The sequence below is a fragment of the Janthinobacterium sp. SUN118 genome (assembly GCF_030397695.1).
Classification (GTDB): Bacteria; Pseudomonadota; Gammaproteobacteria; order Burkholderiales; family Burkholderiaceae_D; genus Janthinobacterium.
In genome coordinates this window covers 101163-120472 of the sequence record NZ_JAPUBV010000005.1, presented here as the reverse complement: position 1 = coordinate 120472, position 19310 = coordinate 101163, and the positions used below count along the sequence as shown (strand labels likewise).

The window sequence follows — 19310 nt, the reverse complement described above, 5'->3', positions numbered from 1 at the left end:
CCGCTCGCTACGGTTTTCTCAGGCATCAATGATATTTCACCCTCATGCTCCAATTTGATCTGAATTTTTTGCTGTCCGGCGACTACCGCGACTGGCTGGTGTCCGGCTTGCTGCTGTCCTTGCAACTGATGGGCATTACCTTGCTGCTGGCCCTGCCGCTGGCCTGCGGCGTGGCCGTGCTGCGGCTGGCGCCGTCGCGGCTGCTGAACGCCGTGGGCGCCGCGTATGTCGAGCTGATGCGTAATGTGCCGCTGCTCGCACACCTGCTGTTCTGGTATTTCGGCGCGCCCGAGCTGTTGCCCGAGGCATGGAAGGAACGCTTGTATGCCGGCAACATCGAAGCCGTCAGCGCCATCACGGCGCTGACCCTGTACACGGCCGCCTACATGGCGGAAGACTTGCGCAGCGGCTTGCGCGCCATCCCCGTCCAGCAATTCGAGGCGGGCCGGGCGCTGGGTTTCAGTTTCCTTGCCGCCATGCGCCTGTGCATCCTGCCGCAGGCGCTGCGCCTGGCCGCGCCGCCGCTGCTGTCGCAAACCCTGAACCTGTGGCAAAACACCAGCATCGCCACCGTCATCGGGGTGGCCGAACTGATGTACCAGACGCAGCGCGTGGAAGCGGCCTCGTTCCGCAGCGTGGAAGCGTTTGTCTTTGCCAGCGCGGCCTACCTGGCCGTCTCGCTGCTGCTCGCCGGCGTGGCGGCCCTGCTGCAGAAAAAGGTGGCCTGATGCTGGAATTGCTGCATGATTACTGGCTGTATTTTCTCGTCGGACGCTATCCGGAGGGGCCGCTGGGCGGCCTGGCGCTGACGGTGCTGCTGGCCAGCCTGGCGCTGGTGCTCAGCCTGCCCGTGGGCTTGCTGCTGGGCCTGGCCCGCATCAGCCCGTGGCGGGCGCTGCACTGGCCCGTGGCCGCGCTGATCCATGTGGTGCGCGGCATTCCCTTGCTGCTCGTCATCTTCTGGGCGTACTTTTTCCTGCCCAGCATCACGGGGCATGAAAGCGGGCAATTCGGCACCATGCTGGCCGCCCTCGTCATCTTCGACGGCATCTACCTGGCCGAAATCGTGCGCGCCGGCGTGCAAGCCGTGCCCGCGGGCCAGGTGGAAGCGGCGCGCTCGCTGGGCCTGGGCTACGTCGACAGCATGCGCACGGTGGTGCTGCCGCAGGCGCTGCGCCACATGCTGCCGTCGCTGGTGAACCAGTTCGTCTCGACCATCAAGGAAACCTCGCTCGGCTACATCATCGGCCTGGCCGAGGTGTCGTTCATCGCCTAGCAAGTCAATGGCCTGGTGCTGACGAAGCCCGTGCAAGTGTATTTCCTGCTGGGCATGACGTACTTTGTTTTGTGTTTCAGCCTGTCGCGCGCCGCCTTCTGGCTCGAGCGGCGCCAGGCCCGTGTCTTGAAAGCGGCTGCATGATTACCTTTGACAACGTCAACAAATACTATGGCAGTTATCACGCTCTGAACGGCATCAGCGAGCACGTGGCGAAGGGCGAGGTGCTGGTCGTGTGCGGCCCGTCCGGCTCGGGCAAGTCGACGCTGATCCGCACCATCAACCGGCTCGAAGCCATCGCCTCGGGTCGCATCACGCTGGCCGGCCAGGATATCCATGCGCCTGGCCTGGACGTGAATGCCTTGCGGGCGCAGATCGGTTTTGTCTTCCAGCAATTCAACCTGTTCCCCCACTTGTCCGTGCTGGACAACTGCGCGCTGGCGCCGCAGCGCCTGCGTGGCCTGACGCGCAAGGACGCGGAGGAGCGGGCGCTGGGCCTGCTCGACAGGGTGGGCCTGGCGCACAAGGCGCAGGCCATGCCGGCCGCCCTGTCCGGTGGCCAGCAGCAGCGGGTGGCGATCGCCCGCGCGCTGGCCATGCAGCCGCCGCTGATGCTGTTCGACGAGCCGACCAGCGCGCTGGACCCGGAAATGGTGGGCGAAGTGCTGCAAGTGATGCGCGACCTGGCGCGCGATGGCATGACCATGGTCTGCGTCACGCACGAGATGGGTTTTGCGCGCGACGTGGCGGACCGGGTCTGGTTCATGGATCACGGGCAAGTGCTGGAGCGGGGCGCGCCCGGGGAGTTCTTTGCGCGTCCGCAGCATGCGCGTACGCGGCAATTCCTGTCCGATATCTGCACGCCGTTTGGCGTGTCGGGATGATTGAGCGGCTGTGTGCGTAAGCGAACGGTATTGCGCGGCCGGCAGGCGCACGCTAGGCAGGTGGCGCGTGGTGCGCCCGCAGCCGACCAGGAGGGCCGTATCATGTCACGCATCATCGCAGGTCATTTTCAGTTGCAGGAGCAGATCGACGCCGCGCGCGCCGCCCTGAACCAGGCGGGCTTTTCCGACAGCCGCATCAGCGCCTTCTTTGTCAACCAGCCGGGCCAGCATGATCTGCATGCGCTCGGCGGCGACCGCGACATCTCGCCGGGCGCCAGGGAGACGCCCGCAGGCGTGGTGGAAGGCGTGGCCGTGGGGGCCGCCGTGGGCGCCGGCATCGGCGCCGCCACCACGCTGGCGACGGGACCGCTGGGTCCGGTAGTGGGCGCGCTGGTGGGCGCCCACGTGGGTTCGCTGTACAGTTTTAACAAGATGAAAGAGGCGGGCGAGCCGGAAGGCAATGGCGAGAATGGCCGCCAGCCCCGGCATCCGGGCATGCTGATCGCCGTGGCGCTGGGCGGCCTGGACGAACGCGAGCGGGCGCTCGAGGCGCTGCACCGGCTCGGCGCCGAGCATATCGAGGAGGCCGAAGGCACGATCGCGAATGGCGACTGGCACGACTTCGATCCACTCAGCATTCCCGTGCTGGTGGCGTGAATCGGCGTGTCTGCCGCGGAAAATGCATAAATGCCGCGCTGCACGAATTTTAGGTATTATTCTTGTTAGTATTGGTAATCAATGCCGACAGGGATAGTTTCCGTGCGCCTGACGTGGCGTGGACCAGGGTGACTGCCCGTAATACTTGCCTCGCATGCTAACGAGTATGGATAGGAGGGCGCGTCATGACACAGGCATGGTTCATTCTGACACGGGCCGATGGGCGCGACATCTGCGCGCCCTCGCCGGCACAGCTGGCCGATGCGCTGGCCGAGGTCTACCGTGGCGGCGCCGCCACGCCGGACGGCAGCCCGGCCGCCGTCTTGTTGCGCTTTGGCTACGATGATGGCTTGATGTATCAAGTCGAGGTCGCTAGCGGAGGAGAAGTCACTTTCGAGGAATGGTCGGACCGCGACTGCGAAATCGCCCTGGCCAGTCCGCGCCACATGTCGGCCCTGCCGCAGGGCGACGCGCTGCAGCTGTGGCAGTGGCTGGCGCAGCGCCAGGTGGCGAAGATCCGCAGCCTGCCCTGGCAAGGCGGCTAGCCGCCTGCCTCGCAACGGACCCTAGTGCGCCATCAGCACGGGGATGGTCATGCTGTGCAATATCGTGCGCGTGACGCCGCCCAGGATGGTTTCGCGCAGGCGCGAATGCCCGTACGCCCCCATCACCAGCAAATCGGCCGACAGGTCGGCCGCCTGCGACAGCAGGGCTTCGCCGATATCGCCGCGCCGCACGCCGCCGCCGTCGAGCAGGTGCACGCGCGCTTCCACGCCATGGCGCGCCAGGTACTGCGTCAGTTCCGCACCCGGCCGTTCGCCGTGCTCGGCCGCATGCACCTGGGCGTCGAAGATGGCCACGTGGACCTGGCCGGCGCGCTGCAGCAGGGGCAGGGCGGCGCTCACGGCACGGCTCGCTTCTTTGCTGGCATTCCAGGAAATGAGCACATTGCGCGCGGCCGCCGGCGGCGCCAGCAGGGGCAGCGGCGGCGCGTACGGCACGATCAGCACGGGCCGCCCCGAGTGCAGCAGCACGTAGGCGGGAAAGTCGCGCATCACGGATGGCGATTTATCCTTGGCATTGTATTGGCTGATCACCACCAGGTCCGCATAGCGGGCCAGCAGGCTGATGCCGCCTGCCGCCTCGTCGTCGACCACGCGCTGTTCGAACGAGGCGACGCCGGCCGTGCGCACCTGTTGCTCGAAACCATCGAGGGCGCGCGTGGCCCGTTCGCGCAGGAAATTCAAGTGCAGCGCCAGGTTCGGGTCGGCGTCGAGGTCGGGCTGGTTCTGGTACAGCAGGCGCGACACGCCCGTCAGGGCCACGCCCGTCAGGTGGCCGCCGCAAGCCTGGGCAATGCTGGCGGCCGCTTCGATGCGGGCGCCGCGCCCGGCACTGTCGTCGATGTGCAGCAGCACGGTTTTGTAGGTCATGACGTAGCCTCTCGCTGTGGAGTGATACCCATTCTGGCACAGTCCGGGGCACCGGCCGCGCACGACTGCGGCCGGCCGGTGGCGCTCAGCTCATGGCGATGATGATGATGTCGGCATCGCAGTTGCGGTAATGAATCACGATGACGATGATGCGCCGCAGTTGCGCCGCTTTTTGCGCCACCTCGAGCATGGCGCGGCTGGCGCGGTTCTTCATGGTCACCTGCACTTGCGAGGCATCGCTGACGGGGATGCCCATGGCCTTCAGCGCCGCCTTGGGGTTGGCCATCAGGGCCAGCGCATGCTGCGGATCGAGTTCTGCCTGATGCACCGATTCCACGTCGCTCATGCCGGGATTGATGTCGTTGAACAAGTCCCTCAATGCTTCAGTGTCGTCCTGGATTTCCATCGTGTTCTCCCTGTGATTCCTGCCGTCAAGCAAGGTCTGCAAGACCCGCCTGTCGAGGTGCCATCACCTCACGGTGTAGTATGATTTTGGCAATTTCCTGCGTATGGAGACAGCGCAGACGAACGCTGCAATATGCAGGCTGAGCCTTTGATCTGGCGCAATGCCGCTTTCAAAAGGGCCACCTACACTTGACCCCACGCAGAACAACCATAACAAGCGGGGAGAGACAGCAATGAAGGAACAAAAGGTAGCGCTGGTCACGGGGGGCATGGGTGGCCTGGGCACGGCCCTGTGCCGGCGCCTGCATGATGCGGGTTTTGCCGTCGTGGCCGCGCATACGCCGGACAACCCGCGCGTGAAGGACTGGCTGGCGGGGCAGCATGCGCAGCACTATCATTTCCAGGCGCTGCCCGTCGACGTCACCGATTTCGCCGCCTGCAGCGACGCCGTCGGCCAGGTCGTGACGCAGTTCGGCCGCGTGGATGTGCTGGTCAACAATGCCGGCATCACGCGCGACCAGAGCATGCGCAAGATGGAATTGCCGCACTGGGCCGACGTCATGCGCACCAATCTCGACAGCCTGTTCAACATGAGCAAGCAGGTGCTCGAGCCGATGCTGGCCAACCGCTGGGGCCGCATCATCAACATTTCATCCGTGAATGGCCAGAAGGGGGCGTTTGGCCAGTGCAATTATGCGGCCGCCAAGGCGGGCGTGCATGGTTTCAGCAAGGCGCTGGCGCTGGAAGTGGCGCGTCACGGCATCACCGTCAATACGGTCTCGCCCGGCTACCTGCGCACGCAGATGGTGACGGCCGTGCCCGCCGACATCATGGAAACGAAGATCCTGCCGCAGATCCCGCTGGGCCGCCTGGGCGAGCCGGACGAGGTGGCCGCGCTGGTGGCCTACCTGGCGTCGGACGAGGCGGCGTTCGTGACGGGCGCGAATATCGCCATCAATGGCGGCCAGCACATGAGCTGATCGGCAACATGCTTGCAGCAGGGTAATGGCAGTGGAGGAGACGCGGCCGCCCAGGCCGGCGCGCAGACGCTGGCGGGTGGCCGATGGCAGCAAGAGCCTGTTCCCGTAGAGGAGTACATCGGCGGCTGATGTCAGCAGGAAAGTCGGCAGGAAACGCTCTCCACAGGAAGAGGTTCTCGGCAGGAAAACAACGGGGCAGGGCAGCGATGCCTTGCCCTGTTGCGTTGTTGCAAGGTGACGCCAGGAGACATGAAGGGGCGCTGCGGGCGCGGTTCAGCGCTGCGCTTTTTCCAGCCGCGTCTGGCAATCGATGCACAGGCGGGCTTCCGGGCGGGCGTTCAGGCGCGACAGGCCGATGGCTTCGCCGCAGTTGTCGCACAGGCCATAGCTGCCGTCGGCAAACTTGGCCAGCGCGTGCTTGATGATGGCCAGCTGCGCCAGATTGTGTTCGGCCGCCTCGCTGACGAGGGCGTTCAGGGTGCGCACGCTGGCATTGTCGGCAGGCGACGCTTCGATTTCATTGAGCAGCGAGGCGCGCGCGTCCGCTTCCGCCGTTTCGTTCTCGATTTGTTCCAGCAGCGCCAGCTTGCGCTGCTCCAGCGCGCCGCGCAGGCGCTGTAGCTGGTCTTGCGGCAATCCATTCATGACCGTCACCCGGTAGGAGTCTCTCCTGTTATGGTAGTCCAAGATTGGCCGGTCTGCTTGCGCCAGCACCCGCGCCGCGTTTGAGGCGGCGCAGGTGGCGGCGGCGCATTCTATGCTGGTTTTTTTTCGCAGTTGATCATCCAGGCGACGCCGAACTGGTCTTTCAGCATGCCGAAGCGCTGTGCCCAGAAGGTTTCCTCCAGCGCCATCTGGATGGTGCCGTCACGCGCCAGCGCGGAGAAGACGCGTTCCGCTTCCGCCGGCGTGTCCACGCTCAGGCAGATCGAGCAGCCGTGCATGCCCTTGGCGCCATCCTCGGTACAGCCGCCATCCGAGCCCATCAGCATGGTGGAACCCAGCTGCACGGAGCCGTGCATGATCTTGTCGTACCAGTCTTCCTTGACCTGGTCCTGGGCCGGCGAGCCGCGATACGGCATCAGGCACAGGTTGTCGCCGCCCAGGTGCTGGCGGTAGTAGTCCAGCGCTTGCGCGCAATTGCCATTGAATTGCAAATACGGTTCGATACGCATGTTGGTCTCCTCTGGTCGCCCCGTTGACAGGATTGCCATGCGGGGACGTCACAGTATAGGCGCTGTCCGGCCGATTTCAATCAGTCCGGCGCCATCTCTTGCAGCCGCTCACGCACCTTGACCAAGGCGCCGAGGATGCGCTCGGGATTGCCGGCCAGGACGGCGCTGCCCATGTGCAACAAACTCGTGGCCAGGCTGATCCAGTGCCGCACGTCGTCGTTGCGGGCAATGCTCAGGCGCACCGTATCGAGCAGGCCGCTGAGCTGGCGCTGCGCCGTGTCCAGGCCCGCGACGGTGTGTCCGGCGGCATCGGCATACAGCTCGTTGGCTTGCTGGCGCAAGGCCACTTCCAGCGCGAAGACGGCTTGCGCCTGGCTGTGGCTGATGGCCTTGTCTCCCTGGCTGGCGCGCTTGCGGATGGCGCGCATGACGGCGCCATGCAGGGTGACGGCCGCCTGCGACAGGCTGTCGGCCAGCTGCTCGACGCGCATGGCGCTGCTGAGTGCCGCTTCGCGGCGTTCGTTGCCTACCGATCCATCCATGTCGTCTCCGTGGCTGTCGTGGCCATCATGGCAAGGCGCGTATGTTCGCGCGCCAGTGCCGCCAGCTGGCGGCGCGCCACGGTATGGCGCAGGCCAGCCTGCCGGTATTCTTCGCTCTTGCTTTGTTGCAGGCTTTTCGCCAGCACGGCGAGCAGGCGCTGCTGCGGCGTGTCCGCATACGCGATTTCCACGTCCAGCAAGCCGAGCACCACGTCGCGCTCGTTGTCGCCGCTCTTGTCGTACAGCACCAGCAGGCTGTCGAGCGCGGCCAGCAGCGCTTGCAGCGGCGCGTCGCCGTCGTGCAGCACCTGCGCCAGACGCGCCTGCTGGCTGGCCGTGCCGCCCAGGCGGGACAATTGCTGCAGCAGCAAGGTGTAGGCGCTGACGTGGCGGTCGTCGATGCCGCTGCCGGGCCAGGCGCGGATGGCGGCGCCGGCGCCAGCCAGCTCGGGCTGCACGTCGTACGCATCGGCATGGGCCAGGCGGCCCAGCGCCTGCAGGTACAGCCGCACGGCCTGCGCCAGGCGCGCCACATCGGCTTGCGCGGCGCGGCGCTGGGCGTCGAGCAGGCGCTCGCGCGCATCCTCGGCGGGCGACAGGTAGGGACGGGCGCGCTGGTAGCTGTCCACGTGGCGCTGCGACAGTTCATTGAAGGTCGTCAGAGCGGCGTCGCCGGCGGCCAGGGCGCGCACCTGCGCCAGTGGCGTGTGCGTGGCGCAGCCGGACAGCAGCATCAGCAGCAGTGGCAGGATGGCGATGGCGCCAAGGCGGACGGGCAGGGCGGACACGGCACCTCTCGACAGGGAATACTGTATGGAAAGGTATTGTGGTTCGGGCCGGCCCCGCGCGCCTTGTGCGGGCGCAAGCTCGCGGCGATCAGCCGGCCGTCAACTGCTCGCGCCAGCCCAGGCCGGCCACGGTATCGCCGCCGGGACGGTATTCGCAGCCGACCCAGCCCGCGTAGCCGACCTGGTCCAGCAGCCGGAACAGGTGGCGGTAGTTGATCTCGCCCGTGCCTGGCTCGTGTCGGCCCGGCGTGTCGGCGATCTGGATATGGCGGATCAGGGGCAGCAGGGCGCGGATGGTGTTGCTCAGTTCGCCTTCCATGCGCTGCATGTGATAAATGTCATATTGCAGGAAGATGTTGCCGCGCTGGCAGTCGGCGATGATGTCGGCCGCCTGCTGGCTATGGTTGAGGAAGTAGCCGGGCATGTCGTAGCGGTTGATCGGCTCGATCAGAATATTGATGCCATGCGGGCGGCAGGCGTCGGCCGCATATTGCAGGTTGCCGATCAGGCTTTGCCGCGCCCGTTCCAGGCTCATGCCGGCCGGCACGATGCCGGACATGCAGTGCAGCTGCTTCGCCCCCAGCGCCAGCGCATACTCGAGCGCCAGCTGCACGCCGGCGCGGAATTCCTCGCCCCGGCGCGGATCGCAGGCGACGCCCCGTTCGCCCCGCTCCCAGTCGCCGGGCGGCAGGTTGAACAGGGCCAGCTGCAGGCGGTGCTGCTCCAGCCGCGCCGCGATCTGGCGCGCCTCGATAGCATACGGAAACAGGAATTCCACGGCATCGAAGCCCGCCTTGCGCGCGGCGGCAAAGCGCTCGAGGAAGGGCAGTTCGGTAAACAGCAGGCTGAGGTTGGCGGCGAAGTTCGGCATGGTCTGGGCGCGAAGAGGACGATGAACACTATCCTAGCCCAAATCGCCAAATGGTGGCGTGCATGAAAAAACCGTTCCAGAAGCAAGTCCTGGAACGGTTTTTGTCGTCTTTTTGAGAAAGACAGACGCCGCCTGAAAGCGTAGCGGCTTGCAGGCCGCGTTTTAACGGCCGCGGCCGCCGGAGCGGTGATTGGCCGCCGAGCGTGGCGCATTGCCGCTGCGGTTGCCGCCGCCACCGCCGCCCGATGGGCCGGCGCTGCGTGGCTTGGCGCCGCCGCCACCGGTTTTCACGCGCACGACGGCGCCCGCTGGGGCGCGGCTGCTGTTGCGGTGACCGCCGGTACCGCTGCGCAATTGCACAGGCTGGGCACGTGCCGTCGGGTCCGGTTCAAAACCGGCGATGACTTCGCGCGGCAGGGTTTGCTTGATCAGCTTTTCGATGTCTTTCAACATTTCGTGCTCATCCACGCAGACCAGCGACACGGCTTCGCCCTTGGCGCCGGCACGGCCCGTGCGGCCGATGCGGTGCACATAGTCTTCCGGAATGTTCGGCAAGTCGTAGTTGACGACGTGCGGCAACTGGTCGATGTCGATGCCGCGCGCGGCGATGTCGGTGGCGACCAGCACTTGCAAGGTGCCATCCTTGAACTCGGACAGCGCGCGCGTGCGCGCCGACTGGCTCTTGTTGCCGTGGATGGCCAGGGCGCCGATGCCGTCCGCGCCCAGCTGCTCGACCAGTTTGTTGGCGCCGTGCTTGGTGCGCGTAAACACCAGCACCTGCGTCCAGTTGTTCGACTTGATCAGGTAGGACAGCATCGGGTGTTTCTTGTCGCGGTCGACCGGATGGATCTTTTGCTTGATCACTTCCACGGTCGAATTGCGGCGCGCCACTTCGATCATGGCTGGCTTGTTCAGCAAGCCGTCGGCCAGGGCCTTGATCTCTTCCGAGAAGGTGGCCGAGAACAGCAGGTTCTGGCGTTTCGGCGGCAGCACGGCCAGCACTTTCTTGATGTCGCGGATGAAGCCCATGTCGAGCATGCGGTCGGCTTCGTCGAGGATCAGGATTTCCACTTTCGACAGGTCGACGGTGCCCTGGCCCATGTGGTCGAGCAGGCGGCCCGGCGTGGCGACGAGGATGTCGACGCCATGCTTGAGCTGCTTGATCTGCGGGTTGATGCCGACGCCGCCGAAGATCACGGCCGAGTTCAGCTTGGTGTACTTGCTGTAGGCGCGCACGCTTTCCTCGACCTGCGCGGCGAGTTCGCGCGTCGGGGCCAGGATCAGGGCGCGGATCGGGCGCGTCGAGGTGTTGCTGGTGATGGCAGCGCCATTGGCGTCGGTCGACAGGCGGTGCAGCACGGGCAGGGTAAAGCCGGCCGTCTTGCCGGTACCGGTCTGTGCGCCGGCCAGCAAGTCGCCGCCAGCGAGCACGGCGGGAATCGCCTGCGACTGGATCGGGGTCGGCACGGTGTAGCCGTGTTCGGTAACGGCACGTACGATAGCGTCGGACAATCCGAGGGAGGAAAAGGACATGGTAACTTTATTGTGAGATCGGCCTGTCGCCATCGTGGGGCGCCAGTCGCAGGCAATCAGATTAGGGGTCGAAAGACAGCGGCAAGGGGACTGGTCATATGTGCCGCACACGCGAAGTATAACAGCCTTGCAAAAAAGCGTTCCAACTGTTTCAAGTTTGCAAGTCGCTGACGTGGCGGCGGGCCGCTTGTGCGACACGTGTCGCAAGTTTCGCTTGCATACATGCGACGCGTGTCGCATAATTGTCTCATTCGTCACATGAGGGGAATTCCATGGCCACGCCATCCGTTACCGAACTGTCGTTATTAAAAGCTTTATGGAAGGAACAGCCCTTGTCGGCACGCGAACTGCATGCCCGGGTGGAAGAAGAGCTGGGCTGGTCGTTTTCATCGACGCGCAAGACGCTCGAGCGCATGCTGGAAAAGGCCATGCTGGTGCAGCGCAGCGTGCATGGCGTGCTCGTGTATGAAGCGAACGTGGACAAGGTGGCTACGCTGGCCGCCTTTGCCCACGACTTTGGCCGCCGCGTGATGGAGATCGACAGTCCTTTGCCGGTGAGTATGTTTACGGGCAGCAAACTGGTGGACCAGCAGGAACTGGCCGCGCTGGAACAGATGCTGCACGACTGGCCGGCCGATCCCAAGGAGTAAGCGATGAGCTTGTTTACCCTGACTGTGTTGCAGGCAACGGTCGCCAGCCTGCTCGCCGGCTGGCTGCTGCAAGGCTTGCTGCACCTGGCGCAACGGCGCTGGCCCGTGCTGGCGGCGCAGCGCAGCGTGTGGCTGGGCGCCCAGCTGGTGCTGGCCGCCGCCTTTGTGCTGCCGCTGCTGCCAGACGCGCGGCAGCTGAGCGTGGTGCCCGAACTGAGTGTGCCCGTTTCCCTGGCTGGCGCGGCGCCCGGCGTGGCGCTGGCCATGGATGCGCCAGCTGCCGGGCTGCCATCCGGCACTGCCTGGCTGACCCTGGTGCCGGCCGCCTGGGGGCTGATCTATCTGCTGGGCGTCGCCTGCACGGCCTGGCGCTGGCAGCGTGGCCGCGCCATGTTGCGCACGCTGCTCGAGCTGGCGCAGCGGCGCCGGCTGCATGGCATGGACGTGCTGGAAGTGGATGCGCCGATCTCGCCGATGCTGGTGGGCGTATGGCGTCCCCGTCTGCTGTTGCCGGCGCACCTGGCGCAATTTACGCCGGAACAGCAGCAGCTGGTGATCGCCCATGAGCTGACCCATGCACGCCGCCACGACCCCTTGCTCCTGCTGCTGGCCACCATGCTGCAGGCGTTGCTGTGGTTCAATCCGGCCGCGCGCTGGCTGGCAGGCAAGCTGGCCTGGGCACAGGAGCTCGGTTGCGACCGCCAGGTACTGGCCGGCCGGCCCCCGCGCCAGCGCCAGCAATATGCGGCGGCGCTGGTCAGGCAGCTGGGCCTGCAGACGCAGCCGCTGCCGGGACTGGCGTTTGGCGGCGGCCGCATGGCCGAGCGCCTGGTGCTGATGCGTAACGGGCAGGATCGCCTGCCTCCGGCCTTGCGGGCACTGACGGCGCTGCTGCTGTGCGCTATCGGCGCGGCCAGCCTGGCGCTGCAACCGGCGCTGGCGTGGACCGTGGCCGCCACGCCGGCAGCCATGCTTGCCGCGCCGGCCACGGCGTCCACGGCGTGGCGCAATCCCCTGGACGTCATGCGCGTGACCGGCTTCTTTGGCGTGGTTCGCCAGCTGACGCCACACGGCCATAGCGGCATCGATCTGGGCGCCAGGCGCGGCACGCCCGTGCACGCGGCAAGCGACGGCATCGCCAGCGTCAGCGAAGATGCGCGCCTTGGCAAGGCCGTCCGCATCGACCATGGCGGTGGCGTCGAGTCCCTGTATGCCCATCTTGACCGGGTCGCGCTCACGACCGGCATGGCCGTCACGGCAGGGCAGGCCATCGGCACGGTGGGCGCTACAGGCCTGGCGACGGGGCCGCATCTGCATTTCCAGGTCACCCGCAACGGGCGCTTGCAGGATCCGCAGCAGTGGCTGGACGGTCTCGACGCGAATGCCTCGGCGCGCGCCTTGCGCATGCGCAAGGAGCAGTTCGGACGCTAGCCGGCGCGGCCAGGCCGCATGCTCCCGCCGGGCCGGCGCCATGCGCGCCGCCCGGCACCCCATCACCTTTCCGGAACCCCCCATGCGATTCAGTATATTGCTGTGCAGCCTCGCGCTGCCGTTGACGGCGCACGCGCGTGCCGATGATGGCGTTGCCCTTCCCGTCGTGCCGTCCGTCAGCGTCAAGGCCGACGCGGCGGGCCAGCGCCGCGACGACACGGTGGCGCGCATCGTCGTCGGCCACGATGAATTGATACGCCAGGGCGAGCGCAGCCTGGCCGATGCGTTGAAGCGCCTGCCCGGCCTGTCCATCGGCGGCGCCGCAGGCGCCACTGGCGGCCAAATCCAGATGCGCGGGCTGGGCCAGGGCTATACCTTGATCATGCTCAACGGCGTGCCCGTGCCGGCCGGCTTTTCGCTCGATGCGCTGGACCCGGAGCTGGTCGAGCGCGTGGAAATCATGCGCGCCGCCACGGCCGAGTTTTCCGCGCAGGCGATCGCCGGGGCCATCAACATCGTGCTGAAGAAGGCGGCCGCGCGGCGCGAACGCACGTTCAAGCTGGGCGCATCGGCCAGCCACGGCATGCCGGCCGGCAGCGCCACCATGCAGCTGGCGGACAAGGCGGAGGCGCTGTCGTACGTGCTGGCCGGCACCGTCAGCCACACGGGACGCCGCGCGGCCATCGATGAGTGGAGCGGCGAGTTCGACGCCGATGGCGCGCCCGGCGTGCTGCGCCGCACGCCGCAACGGGAGCGCGTCAGCGTCGACAGCATCGAACTGGCGCCGCGCCTGCAGTGGGCGCTGGAAGGCGAGGGCAGCCTGGCCTGGCAAAGCCTGTTGAATATCAGGCGCCTGTCCAGCCGTCGCCATGCGGTCGAGGTGGCGTACCTGGGCAGCCCCAGCGCGTATCCGGACAATGACAACGATTTCGCACAGGACAGCGGCACCGCGCGCAGCGACGTGCAATGGCTGCGCAAGCTCGCGCACGGCGCCAGCCTCGACGTCAAGCTGGGCGCCAGCTACCACCACCGCGCCAACGATTTCGTCTTCCTGGGACGTGGCCTTGACGGCGCGCTGCGCTCGACGCACCTGGTCGATTCGGGCGTCGACGAAGTGGGCGTGCAGGCGAGCGGCAGCTATCGCCGGCCGCTGGGCGCGCAGCACACGCTGGCGGCGGGCTGGGACACGGGCTGGCGCCGGCGCCAGGATTTTCGCCGCGAGCAGCAGTTCGCGCCGGGCGCGCCGCCCGAGCTCTCGGACGAGGATTACACGGCCAGCGTGCGCCGCCTGGCCCTGTTCGCGCAGGACGAGTGGGAATTCTCGCCGCGCTGGTCGCTGTATCTGGGCTTGCGCTGGGAAGCCTTGCGCACGGCCAGCGCCACGGGCGGCGGCGCGCCCGTCGACGTGGGCTCGCAAGTGTGGAGCCCCTTGCTGCAAAGCCTGTGGAAGCTGCGCGGCCAGGACCAGCTGCGCCTGGCCGTCACGCGCACCTACAAGGCGCCCGAGATTTTCGAGCTGATGCCGCGCCGCTACACGGTCGACAATGGCAACAGCGCCACCAATCCCGACAACCAGGGCAATCCGGCCCTGCGGCCCGAGCTGGCATGGGGGCTGGACGCCGCCTATGAATACTACCTGGGCGAGGGCGCCATGCTGGGTGCCAGCGCCAGCGTGCGGCGCATCGACGGCGTGATGCTGGACCGCCTGTACCGGAACGACGGGCGCTGGGTGGTCACGCCCGTCAACCATGGCAGGGCGCTGGTGCGCGGCATCGAACTCGAAGCGAAGCTGCCCCTGGCGGCGCTGCTTGCCGGCGCGCCCGCGCTCGACCTTCGGGCCAACGTGGCGCGCAACTGGTCGCGGGTGGACGCCATCGCCGGCCCGGACAACCATCTCGACAGCCAGCTGCCGTGGAGCGCCAACTTCGGTGCGGACTACCGCCTGGCCGGCATGCCGCTGACCGTGGGCGGCAACCTGCATTACCAGGCGGGCGGGCGCTCGCGCACGTCCAGCGCGCTGCTGGCCTACCAGGGCGCCAAGCGCGAACTCGATGCGTACGCGCTGTGGCGGTTCAGCGACAGGCTGCGCCTGCGCCTGTCGGGCGCCAATTTGCTGGGGCAGCGCTACCGCACGCGCAGCTGGTATGCCGATGGCGCGGGCAGCATGCTGCGCACGGTCGACACGGGCAGCTACCGCACCCTGCGCGTGATGCTGGAAGGGGCGTTGTAGGCCTAGTCGTCCACCTCTTCGACGGCATACGCCACGCCCTGCGCATCGAGGTAGCCGCGCAGGGCGGGCAGGCCATGCCACGCGTCCGCCGCGCCGTACTGGCAGACGGACAGGCCGCCGGCGTCCAGCGCGACATCGACGTTCGGCATGGCGCCCGTATTGCCAGCCATGCGCAGTTCCCACGCCGGACCGCCATCGTGCCTGCGCCGCGCCTGCGGCAGCGTATCGAGCAGCTGCGCGATGTGCTGGCGCTGGCCCGGTGTCAGGCGGGCCGCGATCCTGAATTCAAATCCCATGTTCTTCCCTTTCTCGTGCGGCTGTATTGCGGCTATTTTATGTCATCGAAAAAATCGAACATAGCTTGGCATTCTTTCCGTTTTTGTTTTCAAATCGTTGCGTGCATACTGCATAGCACTGGCCCGGCACACACAGCGTCACGCAAGGGCAGGAGCAGGATCGCCGTACAACGACATCTCTTTTTCATATTCAATTATTTTCACTGAGGAAAACATCATGCCTATCGCTACCGCCCAAGCCGCACAAAAACTGCTGACCGCCGACGACCACACCCTGATCATGATCGACCACCAGTCGCAGATGGCGTTTGCCACGCGCTCGATCGACCTGGCCCTGCTGCGCAACAATGCGGCGCTGGTGGCCAAGGCGGCGGCCGAATTCAAGGTGCCGACGATCCTGACGACGGTGGCGGCCAAATCGTTCTCCGGCCCCATCTTCGATGAAATCCAGTCCGTCTTCCCCGCGCAGGCGCCGATCGACCGCACCACCATGAACACCTGGGAAGATGCGCGCATCGCCGACAAGGTGAACGGCTACGGCAAGGGCAAGATCGTGCTGGCCGGACTGTGGACTTCCGTCTGCATCGTCGGTCCCGCGCTGTCGGCGCTGGAGCAGGGCTTCGACGTCTATGTGATCGCCGACGCCAGCGGCGACGTCTCGGACGAAGCGCATGCGATGGCCATGCAGCGCATGATACAGGCGGGCGCGCAGCCGCTGACGTCCGTGCAATACTTGCTGGAACTGCAGCGCGACTGGGCCCGTGGCGAGACCTACAACGAGACGGTGGCGACGGCCGTGGCGCACGGCGGCGGCTATGGCCTGGGCCTGATCTACGCCAAATCCATGTTCAACGCCAGCGAAGGCCATTGATCTTTCATTGATATCGAACGGCCTGCCGCCTATGGGCGGGGCCGTGTCTTTCACCTGATTCGGGAGTTCCCATGCACGCAAACACGATTTTACTCAATGGCCGCTTCCACACGGTCGACAGGACGCAGCCGCTGGCTTCCGCCGTCGCCATCGCCGATGGCAAATTCCTCGCCGTCGGCGATGCAGAGGAGGTGATGCGCCATCGCGGTCCCGCCACGCAGGTGATCGACCTCGATGGCCGCACGGTGATTCCCGGCCTGAACGACTCGCACCTGCACCTGATACGCGGCGGCTTGAACTACAACCTGGAGCTGCGCTGGGAAGGCGTGCCCTCGCTGGCCGACGCCTTGCGCATGCTCAAGGAGCAGGCTTTGCGCACGCCGAACCCGCAATGGGTGCGCGTGGTGGGCGGCTGGACGGAATTCCAGTTCGCGGAAAAGCGCATGCCGACCCTGGACGAAATCAACGCGGCCGCGCCGGATACGCCCGTCTTCATCCTGCACCTGTACGACCGCGCCCTGCTGAACCGCGCCGCCCTGCGCGCCGTCGGCTACGACAAAAATACGCCGAATCCGCCGGGCGGCGAAATCGTGCGTGACGCGGCCGGCAACCCGACCGGCCTGCTGATCGCCCGCCCGAACGCCATGATCCTGTATGCGACCCTGGCGAAAGGCCCGAAGCTGCCGCTCGAATTGCAAGTCAATTCCACGCGCCAGTTCATGCGCGAACTGAATCGCTTGGGGCTGACCAGCGCCATCGACGCGGGCGGCGGCTTCCAGAACTATCCCGAGGATTACGCCGTCGTCGACGAGCTGGCGCAAAAGGAGCAGCTGACCATCCGCATCGCCTACAACCTGTTCACGCAGAACAAGGGCGCCGAACTGCAGGACTTCCAGAAGTGGACGGGCATGATCAAGCCCGGCGACGGCACGGATTTTTACCGCCACAACGGCGCCGGCGAAATGCTGGTCTTTTCCGCCGCCGATTTCGAGGATTTCCTCGAGCCGCGCCCCGAGCTGGCGGCCGGCATGGAAGACGAGCTGGAAAAGGTCGTGCGCCACCTGGTCGAGCAGCGCTGGCCGTTCCGCCTGCACGCCACCTACGACGAATCGATCAGCCGCATGCTCGACGTCTTTGAAAAGGTCAACCGCGATACGCCGTTCGGCGGCCTGCACTGGCTGTTCGACCATGCGGAAACCATCAGCCCGAAGAATATCGACCGCGTCAAGGCGCTGGGCGGCGGCCTCGCCATCCAGCACCGCATGGCTTTCCAGGGCGAGTATTTCGTCGAGCGCTATGGCGCCGACGCGGCGAAGGCGACGCCGCCCGTGCAGCGCATGCTCGACGCCGGCGTGCCCGTCGGCGGCGGCACGGACGCCACGCGGGTCGCCAGCTACAACCCGTGGACGGCGCTGTACTGGCTGGTGTCCGGGCGTACCGTGGGCGGCCTGGCCCTGACGGATGCGGCGGGGCGCTTGTCGCGCGACACGGCGCTGGAACTGTGGACGGCGGGCAGCGCCTGGTTCTCTAGCGAGCAAGGCAAGAAGGGGCGCATCCGTGTCGGCATGCTGGCCGACCTGTCCGTGCTGTCGGCCGATTACTTCGCCGTGCCGGAAGAAGCGATCAAGTCCATCGAGTCCGTGCTGACCATGGTGGGCGGCAAGGTCGTCTACGGCCAGGCGGAATTCACGCCCCTGGCGCCGCCGCCGATTCCCGTGCTGCCCGAGTGGTCGCCCGTGCGCACGGTGCCCGGCCATTACCGGCCCGTGGCAAAACAGGCGCAGGCCGCCATGCCGCACCAGTGCGCGGGCGCCTGCGGCGTGCATGCGCATGCCCACGACCGGGCGCGCAAGTCGGCCGTGCCGATCAGCGATTTTTCCGGTTTCTGGGGCACGCTCGGTTGCAGCTGCTTCGCCTTCTAGGAGAGTGACATGCGCTACCGGAAAGTGATGCTGGGCCTGCTGCTGGCCTTTGTCGTGGGTTTCGTCTGCCAGCTGGCGCATATCCCCGTGCCGGCGCCGCCCGTGCTGGGCGCCGCGCTGCTGGTGTTCCTGACCAGCTGCGGCTACTGGCTGACGGGTTTGTACCTGCAGCGCCGCGCAAAAGAAGCGCAGCGAGAGCGGCGGGGCGCGCCATGAACGTCATGCTGGCCGGATCGGTACTGGGCTTGCTGGTGGGCGCCGTGTGCCGTTGGTTCGACCTGCCGTCGCCCACGCCGCCCACGCCGACGGGCGCGGCGATGGTGGTGGCCATGACCCTGGGCTTTGTCGTGGCGGGGCACATCAGCCTGTGAATGCAAAAAAACCGGCCTGGGCCGGTTTTTTTCTGACTGCCTATCTAGGCTTTACAACACAGCTGCAAAACTGTCGCGAGCGGCGATGCATTGTGGCCGGGAAGCGCCACTGTACTTTGGTGCAGTGAGCATCGCCGGCCGCAAGGCGCGCCGCGCAGCAAGCTTTGTCGGGTGTTGTCAGGCGAAAGGGGTGAGCAGCGTAATCATCTGGCCAAAGATCTTCGGGCTGGCGGCGATGACGTCGCCCTTGTACAGATACTCCGATTCGCCGTTGAATTCACCGACGATGCCGCCCGATTCCGTGATCATCAGGGCGCCAGCGGCGATATCCCAAGGCTTCAAGCCTTTTTCGTAGAAACCGTCCAGGCGGCCGCAGGCGACGTAGGCCAGGTCCAGCGCGGCCGAGCCGGCGCGACGCACGCCCTGGCTGCGTTCGCCCATGATCTGGTACATCTTCAGGTATTCGTCGAGCGCGCGGGCGCTGCCGGCCACGTAGCCGGTGCCCAGTAGGGCGTTCGAGATGCGGTCGAGCTTGGTGACGCGGATGCGTTTTTCGTTCAGGTAGGCGCCGGCGCCCTTGGTGGCCGTGAACAGGTCGTTGCGTACCGGGTCGTAGATGACGGCTTGCGTGACGACGCCGCGATGCGCGAGCGCGATCGAGACGCAGTATTGCGGGAAGCCGTGGATAAAGTTGGTGGTGCCGTCCAGCGGATCGATGATCCACTGATATTCATTCTCGTCGTGCGTGTTGGCGGAAGCGCCCGATTCCTCGCCCAGGATCGCGTGATCCGGGTAGGCTTTGGACAGCACCTCGATGATGGCTTGTTCGGCCGCCTGGTCGACGTCGGTGACGAAATCGTTATGTTGTTTTTCCGTGACGACGACGCGGTCGAGGTCAAAAGAGGCGCGATTGATGACGGCGGCGCCGCGGCGGGCGGCTTTGATCGCCGTATTGAGCATTGGGTGCATGTGAGCTTCCGTTAAAAGCACGCGAC

Annotated in this window: 22 protein-coding genes and 1 pseudogene; 13 read left to right on the top strand and 10 right to left on the bottom strand. The window is 66.3% G+C overall.

Annotated elements, in window-relative coordinates; all coding sequences use genetic code 11:
* Window positions 1–44: 44 nt before the first annotated feature.
* The 5 genes and pseudogenes from O0880_RS24515 to O0880_RS24495 all read left to right on the top strand — a co-directional run bounded on the left by O0880_RS24515 (window position 45) and on the right by O0880_RS24495 (window position 3362).
* The gene (locus O0880_RS24515; RefSeq protein ID WP_289889202.1) at window positions 45–728 is read left to right on the top strand and encodes an amino acid ABC transporter permease; all 684 of its coding nucleotides are present in this window, start codon (window positions 45–47) and stop codon (window positions 726–728) included.
* Window positions 728–1420: pseudogene (locus O0880_RS24510) on the top strand (amino acid ABC transporter permease). Before O0880_RS24515 ends, O0880_RS24510 begins: the two are co-directional and overlap by 1 nt.
* Window positions 1417–2160 carry an amino acid ABC transporter ATP-binding protein gene (locus O0880_RS24505; protein ID WP_289889201.1) on the top strand — a complete coding sequence of 248 codons (744 nt, stop codon included), beginning with the start codon at window positions 1417–1419 and terminating at the stop codon, window positions 2158–2160. Before O0880_RS24510 ends, O0880_RS24505 begins: the two are co-directional and overlap by 4 nt.
* A gap of 102 nt (window positions 2161–2262) precedes the next feature.
* Window positions 2263–2817: a glycine zipper domain-containing protein gene (locus O0880_RS24500; protein ID WP_289889200.1), complete on the top strand. Its 555-nt coding sequence runs from the start codon at window positions 2263–2265 to the stop codon at window positions 2815–2817.
* Window positions 2818–3002: 185 nt separating this feature from the next.
* The gene (locus tag O0880_RS24495; protein ID WP_071324590.1) at window positions 3003–3362 is read left to right on the top strand and encodes a hypothetical protein; all 360 of its coding nucleotides are present in this window, start codon (window positions 3003–3005) and stop codon (window positions 3360–3362) included.
* A gap of 21 nt (window positions 3363–3383) precedes the next feature.
* On the opposite strand, the gene O0880_RS24490 is transcribed toward O0880_RS24495, so the two are convergent.
* Window positions 3384–4250 carry a universal stress protein gene (locus tag O0880_RS24490; protein WP_071324589.1) on the bottom strand — a complete coding sequence of 289 codons (867 nt, stop codon included), beginning with the start codon at window positions 4248–4250 and terminating at the stop codon, window positions 3384–3386.
* A gap of 85 nt (window positions 4251–4335) precedes the next feature.
* Window positions 4336–4656, bottom strand: a complete 321-nt coding sequence (locus tag O0880_RS24485; protein ID WP_071324588.1) for a hypothetical protein — start codon at window positions 4654–4656, stop codon at window positions 4336–4338.
* Window positions 4657–4888: 232 nt separating this feature from the next.
* On the opposite strand from O0880_RS24485, the gene phbB reads away from it, so the two are divergent.
* Window positions 4889–5635 (top strand): acetoacetyl-CoA reductase, encoded by a 747-nt coding sequence (phbB, locus tag O0880_RS24480; protein WP_289889199.1) that lies wholly within the window; start codon window positions 4889–4891, stop codon window positions 5633–5635.
* 273 nt (window positions 5636–5908) lie between these two features.
* On the opposite strand, the gene O0880_RS24475 is transcribed toward phbB, so the two are convergent.
* The 6 genes from O0880_RS24475 to O0880_RS24450 all read right to left on the bottom strand — a co-directional run bounded on the left by O0880_RS24475 (window position 5909) and on the right by O0880_RS24450 (window position 10544).
* Window positions 5909–6322, bottom strand: a complete 414-nt coding sequence (locus tag O0880_RS24475; protein ID WP_289889198.1) for a TraR/DksA family transcriptional regulator — start codon at window positions 6320–6322, stop codon at window positions 5909–5911.
* Between the two features lie 68 nt (window positions 6323–6390).
* A complete protein-coding gene (locus O0880_RS24470; protein WP_071324585.1) occupies window positions 6391–6810 on the bottom strand; it encodes a VOC family protein in 420 nt (139 codons plus the stop codon).
* A gap of 80 nt (window positions 6811–6890) precedes the next feature.
* Window positions 6891–7352 carry a hypothetical protein gene (locus O0880_RS24465; RefSeq protein ID WP_289889197.1) on the bottom strand — a complete coding sequence of 154 codons (462 nt, stop codon included), beginning with the start codon at window positions 7350–7352 and terminating at the stop codon, window positions 6891–6893.
* Window positions 7337–8140: a hypothetical protein gene (locus O0880_RS24460; protein WP_289889196.1), complete on the bottom strand. Its 804-nt coding sequence runs from the start codon at window positions 8138–8140 to the stop codon at window positions 7337–7339. The genes O0880_RS24465 and O0880_RS24460 overlap by 16 nt, the downstream gene beginning before the upstream one ends.
* An 88-nt stretch (window positions 8141–8228) precedes the next feature.
* The gene (gene otnI, locus O0880_RS24455) at window positions 8229–9011 is read right to left on the bottom strand and encodes a 2-oxo-tetronate isomerase (protein ID WP_289889195.1); all 783 of its coding nucleotides are present in this window, start codon (window positions 9009–9011) and stop codon (window positions 8229–8231) included.
* 162 nt (window positions 9012–9173) lie between these two features.
* Window positions 9174–10544: a DEAD/DEAH box helicase gene (locus tag O0880_RS24450; protein WP_289889194.1), complete on the bottom strand. Its 1371-nt coding sequence runs from the start codon at window positions 10542–10544 to the stop codon at window positions 9174–9176.
* 272 nt (window positions 10545–10816) lie between these two features.
* Here O0880_RS24450 and O0880_RS24445 point away from each other — a divergent pair, with 272 nt between their 5' ends.
* The 3 genes from O0880_RS24445 (at window position 10817) to O0880_RS24435 (ending at window position 14855) form a co-directional block, all read left to right on the top strand.
* Entirely contained in the window at window positions 10817–11194 is a 378-nt protein-coding gene (locus O0880_RS24445; protein WP_289889193.1) for a BlaI/MecI/CopY family transcriptional regulator, read from the top strand.
* 3 nt (window positions 11195–11197) lie between these two features.
* The gene (locus O0880_RS24440) at window positions 11198–12625 is read left to right on the top strand and encodes a M23/M56 family metallopeptidase (protein WP_289889192.1); all 1428 of its coding nucleotides are present in this window, start codon (window positions 11198–11200) and stop codon (window positions 12623–12625) included.
* A gap of 82 nt (window positions 12626–12707) precedes the next feature.
* Window positions 12708–14855 (top strand): TonB-dependent receptor, encoded by a 2148-nt coding sequence (locus tag O0880_RS24435; RefSeq protein ID WP_289889191.1) that lies wholly within the window; start codon window positions 12708–12710, stop codon window positions 14853–14855.
* Between the two features lie 2 nt (window positions 14856–14857).
* Here the strand turns inward: O0880_RS24435 and O0880_RS24430 are convergent, their stop codons facing one another.
* The gene (locus tag O0880_RS24430; protein ID WP_289889190.1) at window positions 14858–15151 is read right to left on the bottom strand and encodes a hypothetical protein; all 294 of its coding nucleotides are present in this window, start codon (window positions 15149–15151) and stop codon (window positions 14858–14860) included.
* A 217-nt stretch (window positions 15152–15368) separates the two neighbouring features.
* On the opposite strand from O0880_RS24430, the gene O0880_RS24425 reads away from it, so the two are divergent.
* The 4 genes from O0880_RS24425 (at window position 15369) to O0880_RS24410 (ending at window position 18315) form a co-directional block, all read left to right on the top strand.
* The gene (locus O0880_RS24425; RefSeq protein WP_289889189.1) at window positions 15369–16022 is read left to right on the top strand and encodes a hydrolase; all 654 of its coding nucleotides are present in this window, start codon (window positions 15369–15371) and stop codon (window positions 16020–16022) included.
* Between the two features lie 71 nt (window positions 16023–16093).
* Window positions 16094–17944, top strand: coding sequence for an amidohydrolase (locus O0880_RS24420; protein WP_289889188.1), 1851 nt, complete (start codon window positions 16094–16096; stop codon window positions 17942–17944).
* Window positions 17945–17953: 9 nt separating this feature from the next.
* Window positions 17954–18160: a DUF1427 family protein gene (locus tag O0880_RS24415; RefSeq protein ID WP_289889187.1), complete on the top strand. Its 207-nt coding sequence runs from the start codon at window positions 17954–17956 to the stop codon at window positions 18158–18160.
* On the top strand, window positions 18157–18315 hold the full coding sequence (locus tag O0880_RS24410) for a XapX domain-containing protein (protein WP_289889186.1): 159 nt from the start codon (window positions 18157–18159) through the stop codon (window positions 18313–18315). Before O0880_RS24415 ends, O0880_RS24410 begins: the two co-directional genes overlap by 4 nt.
* 177 nt (window positions 18316–18492) lie before the next feature.
* On the opposite strand, the gene O0880_RS24405 is transcribed toward O0880_RS24410, so the two are convergent.
* On the bottom strand, window positions 18493–19275 hold the full coding sequence (locus O0880_RS24405) for an inositol monophosphatase family protein (protein ID WP_071324574.1): 783 nt from the start codon (window positions 19273–19275) through the stop codon (window positions 18493–18495).
* Between the last annotated feature and the right edge of the window lie 35 nt (window positions 19276–19310).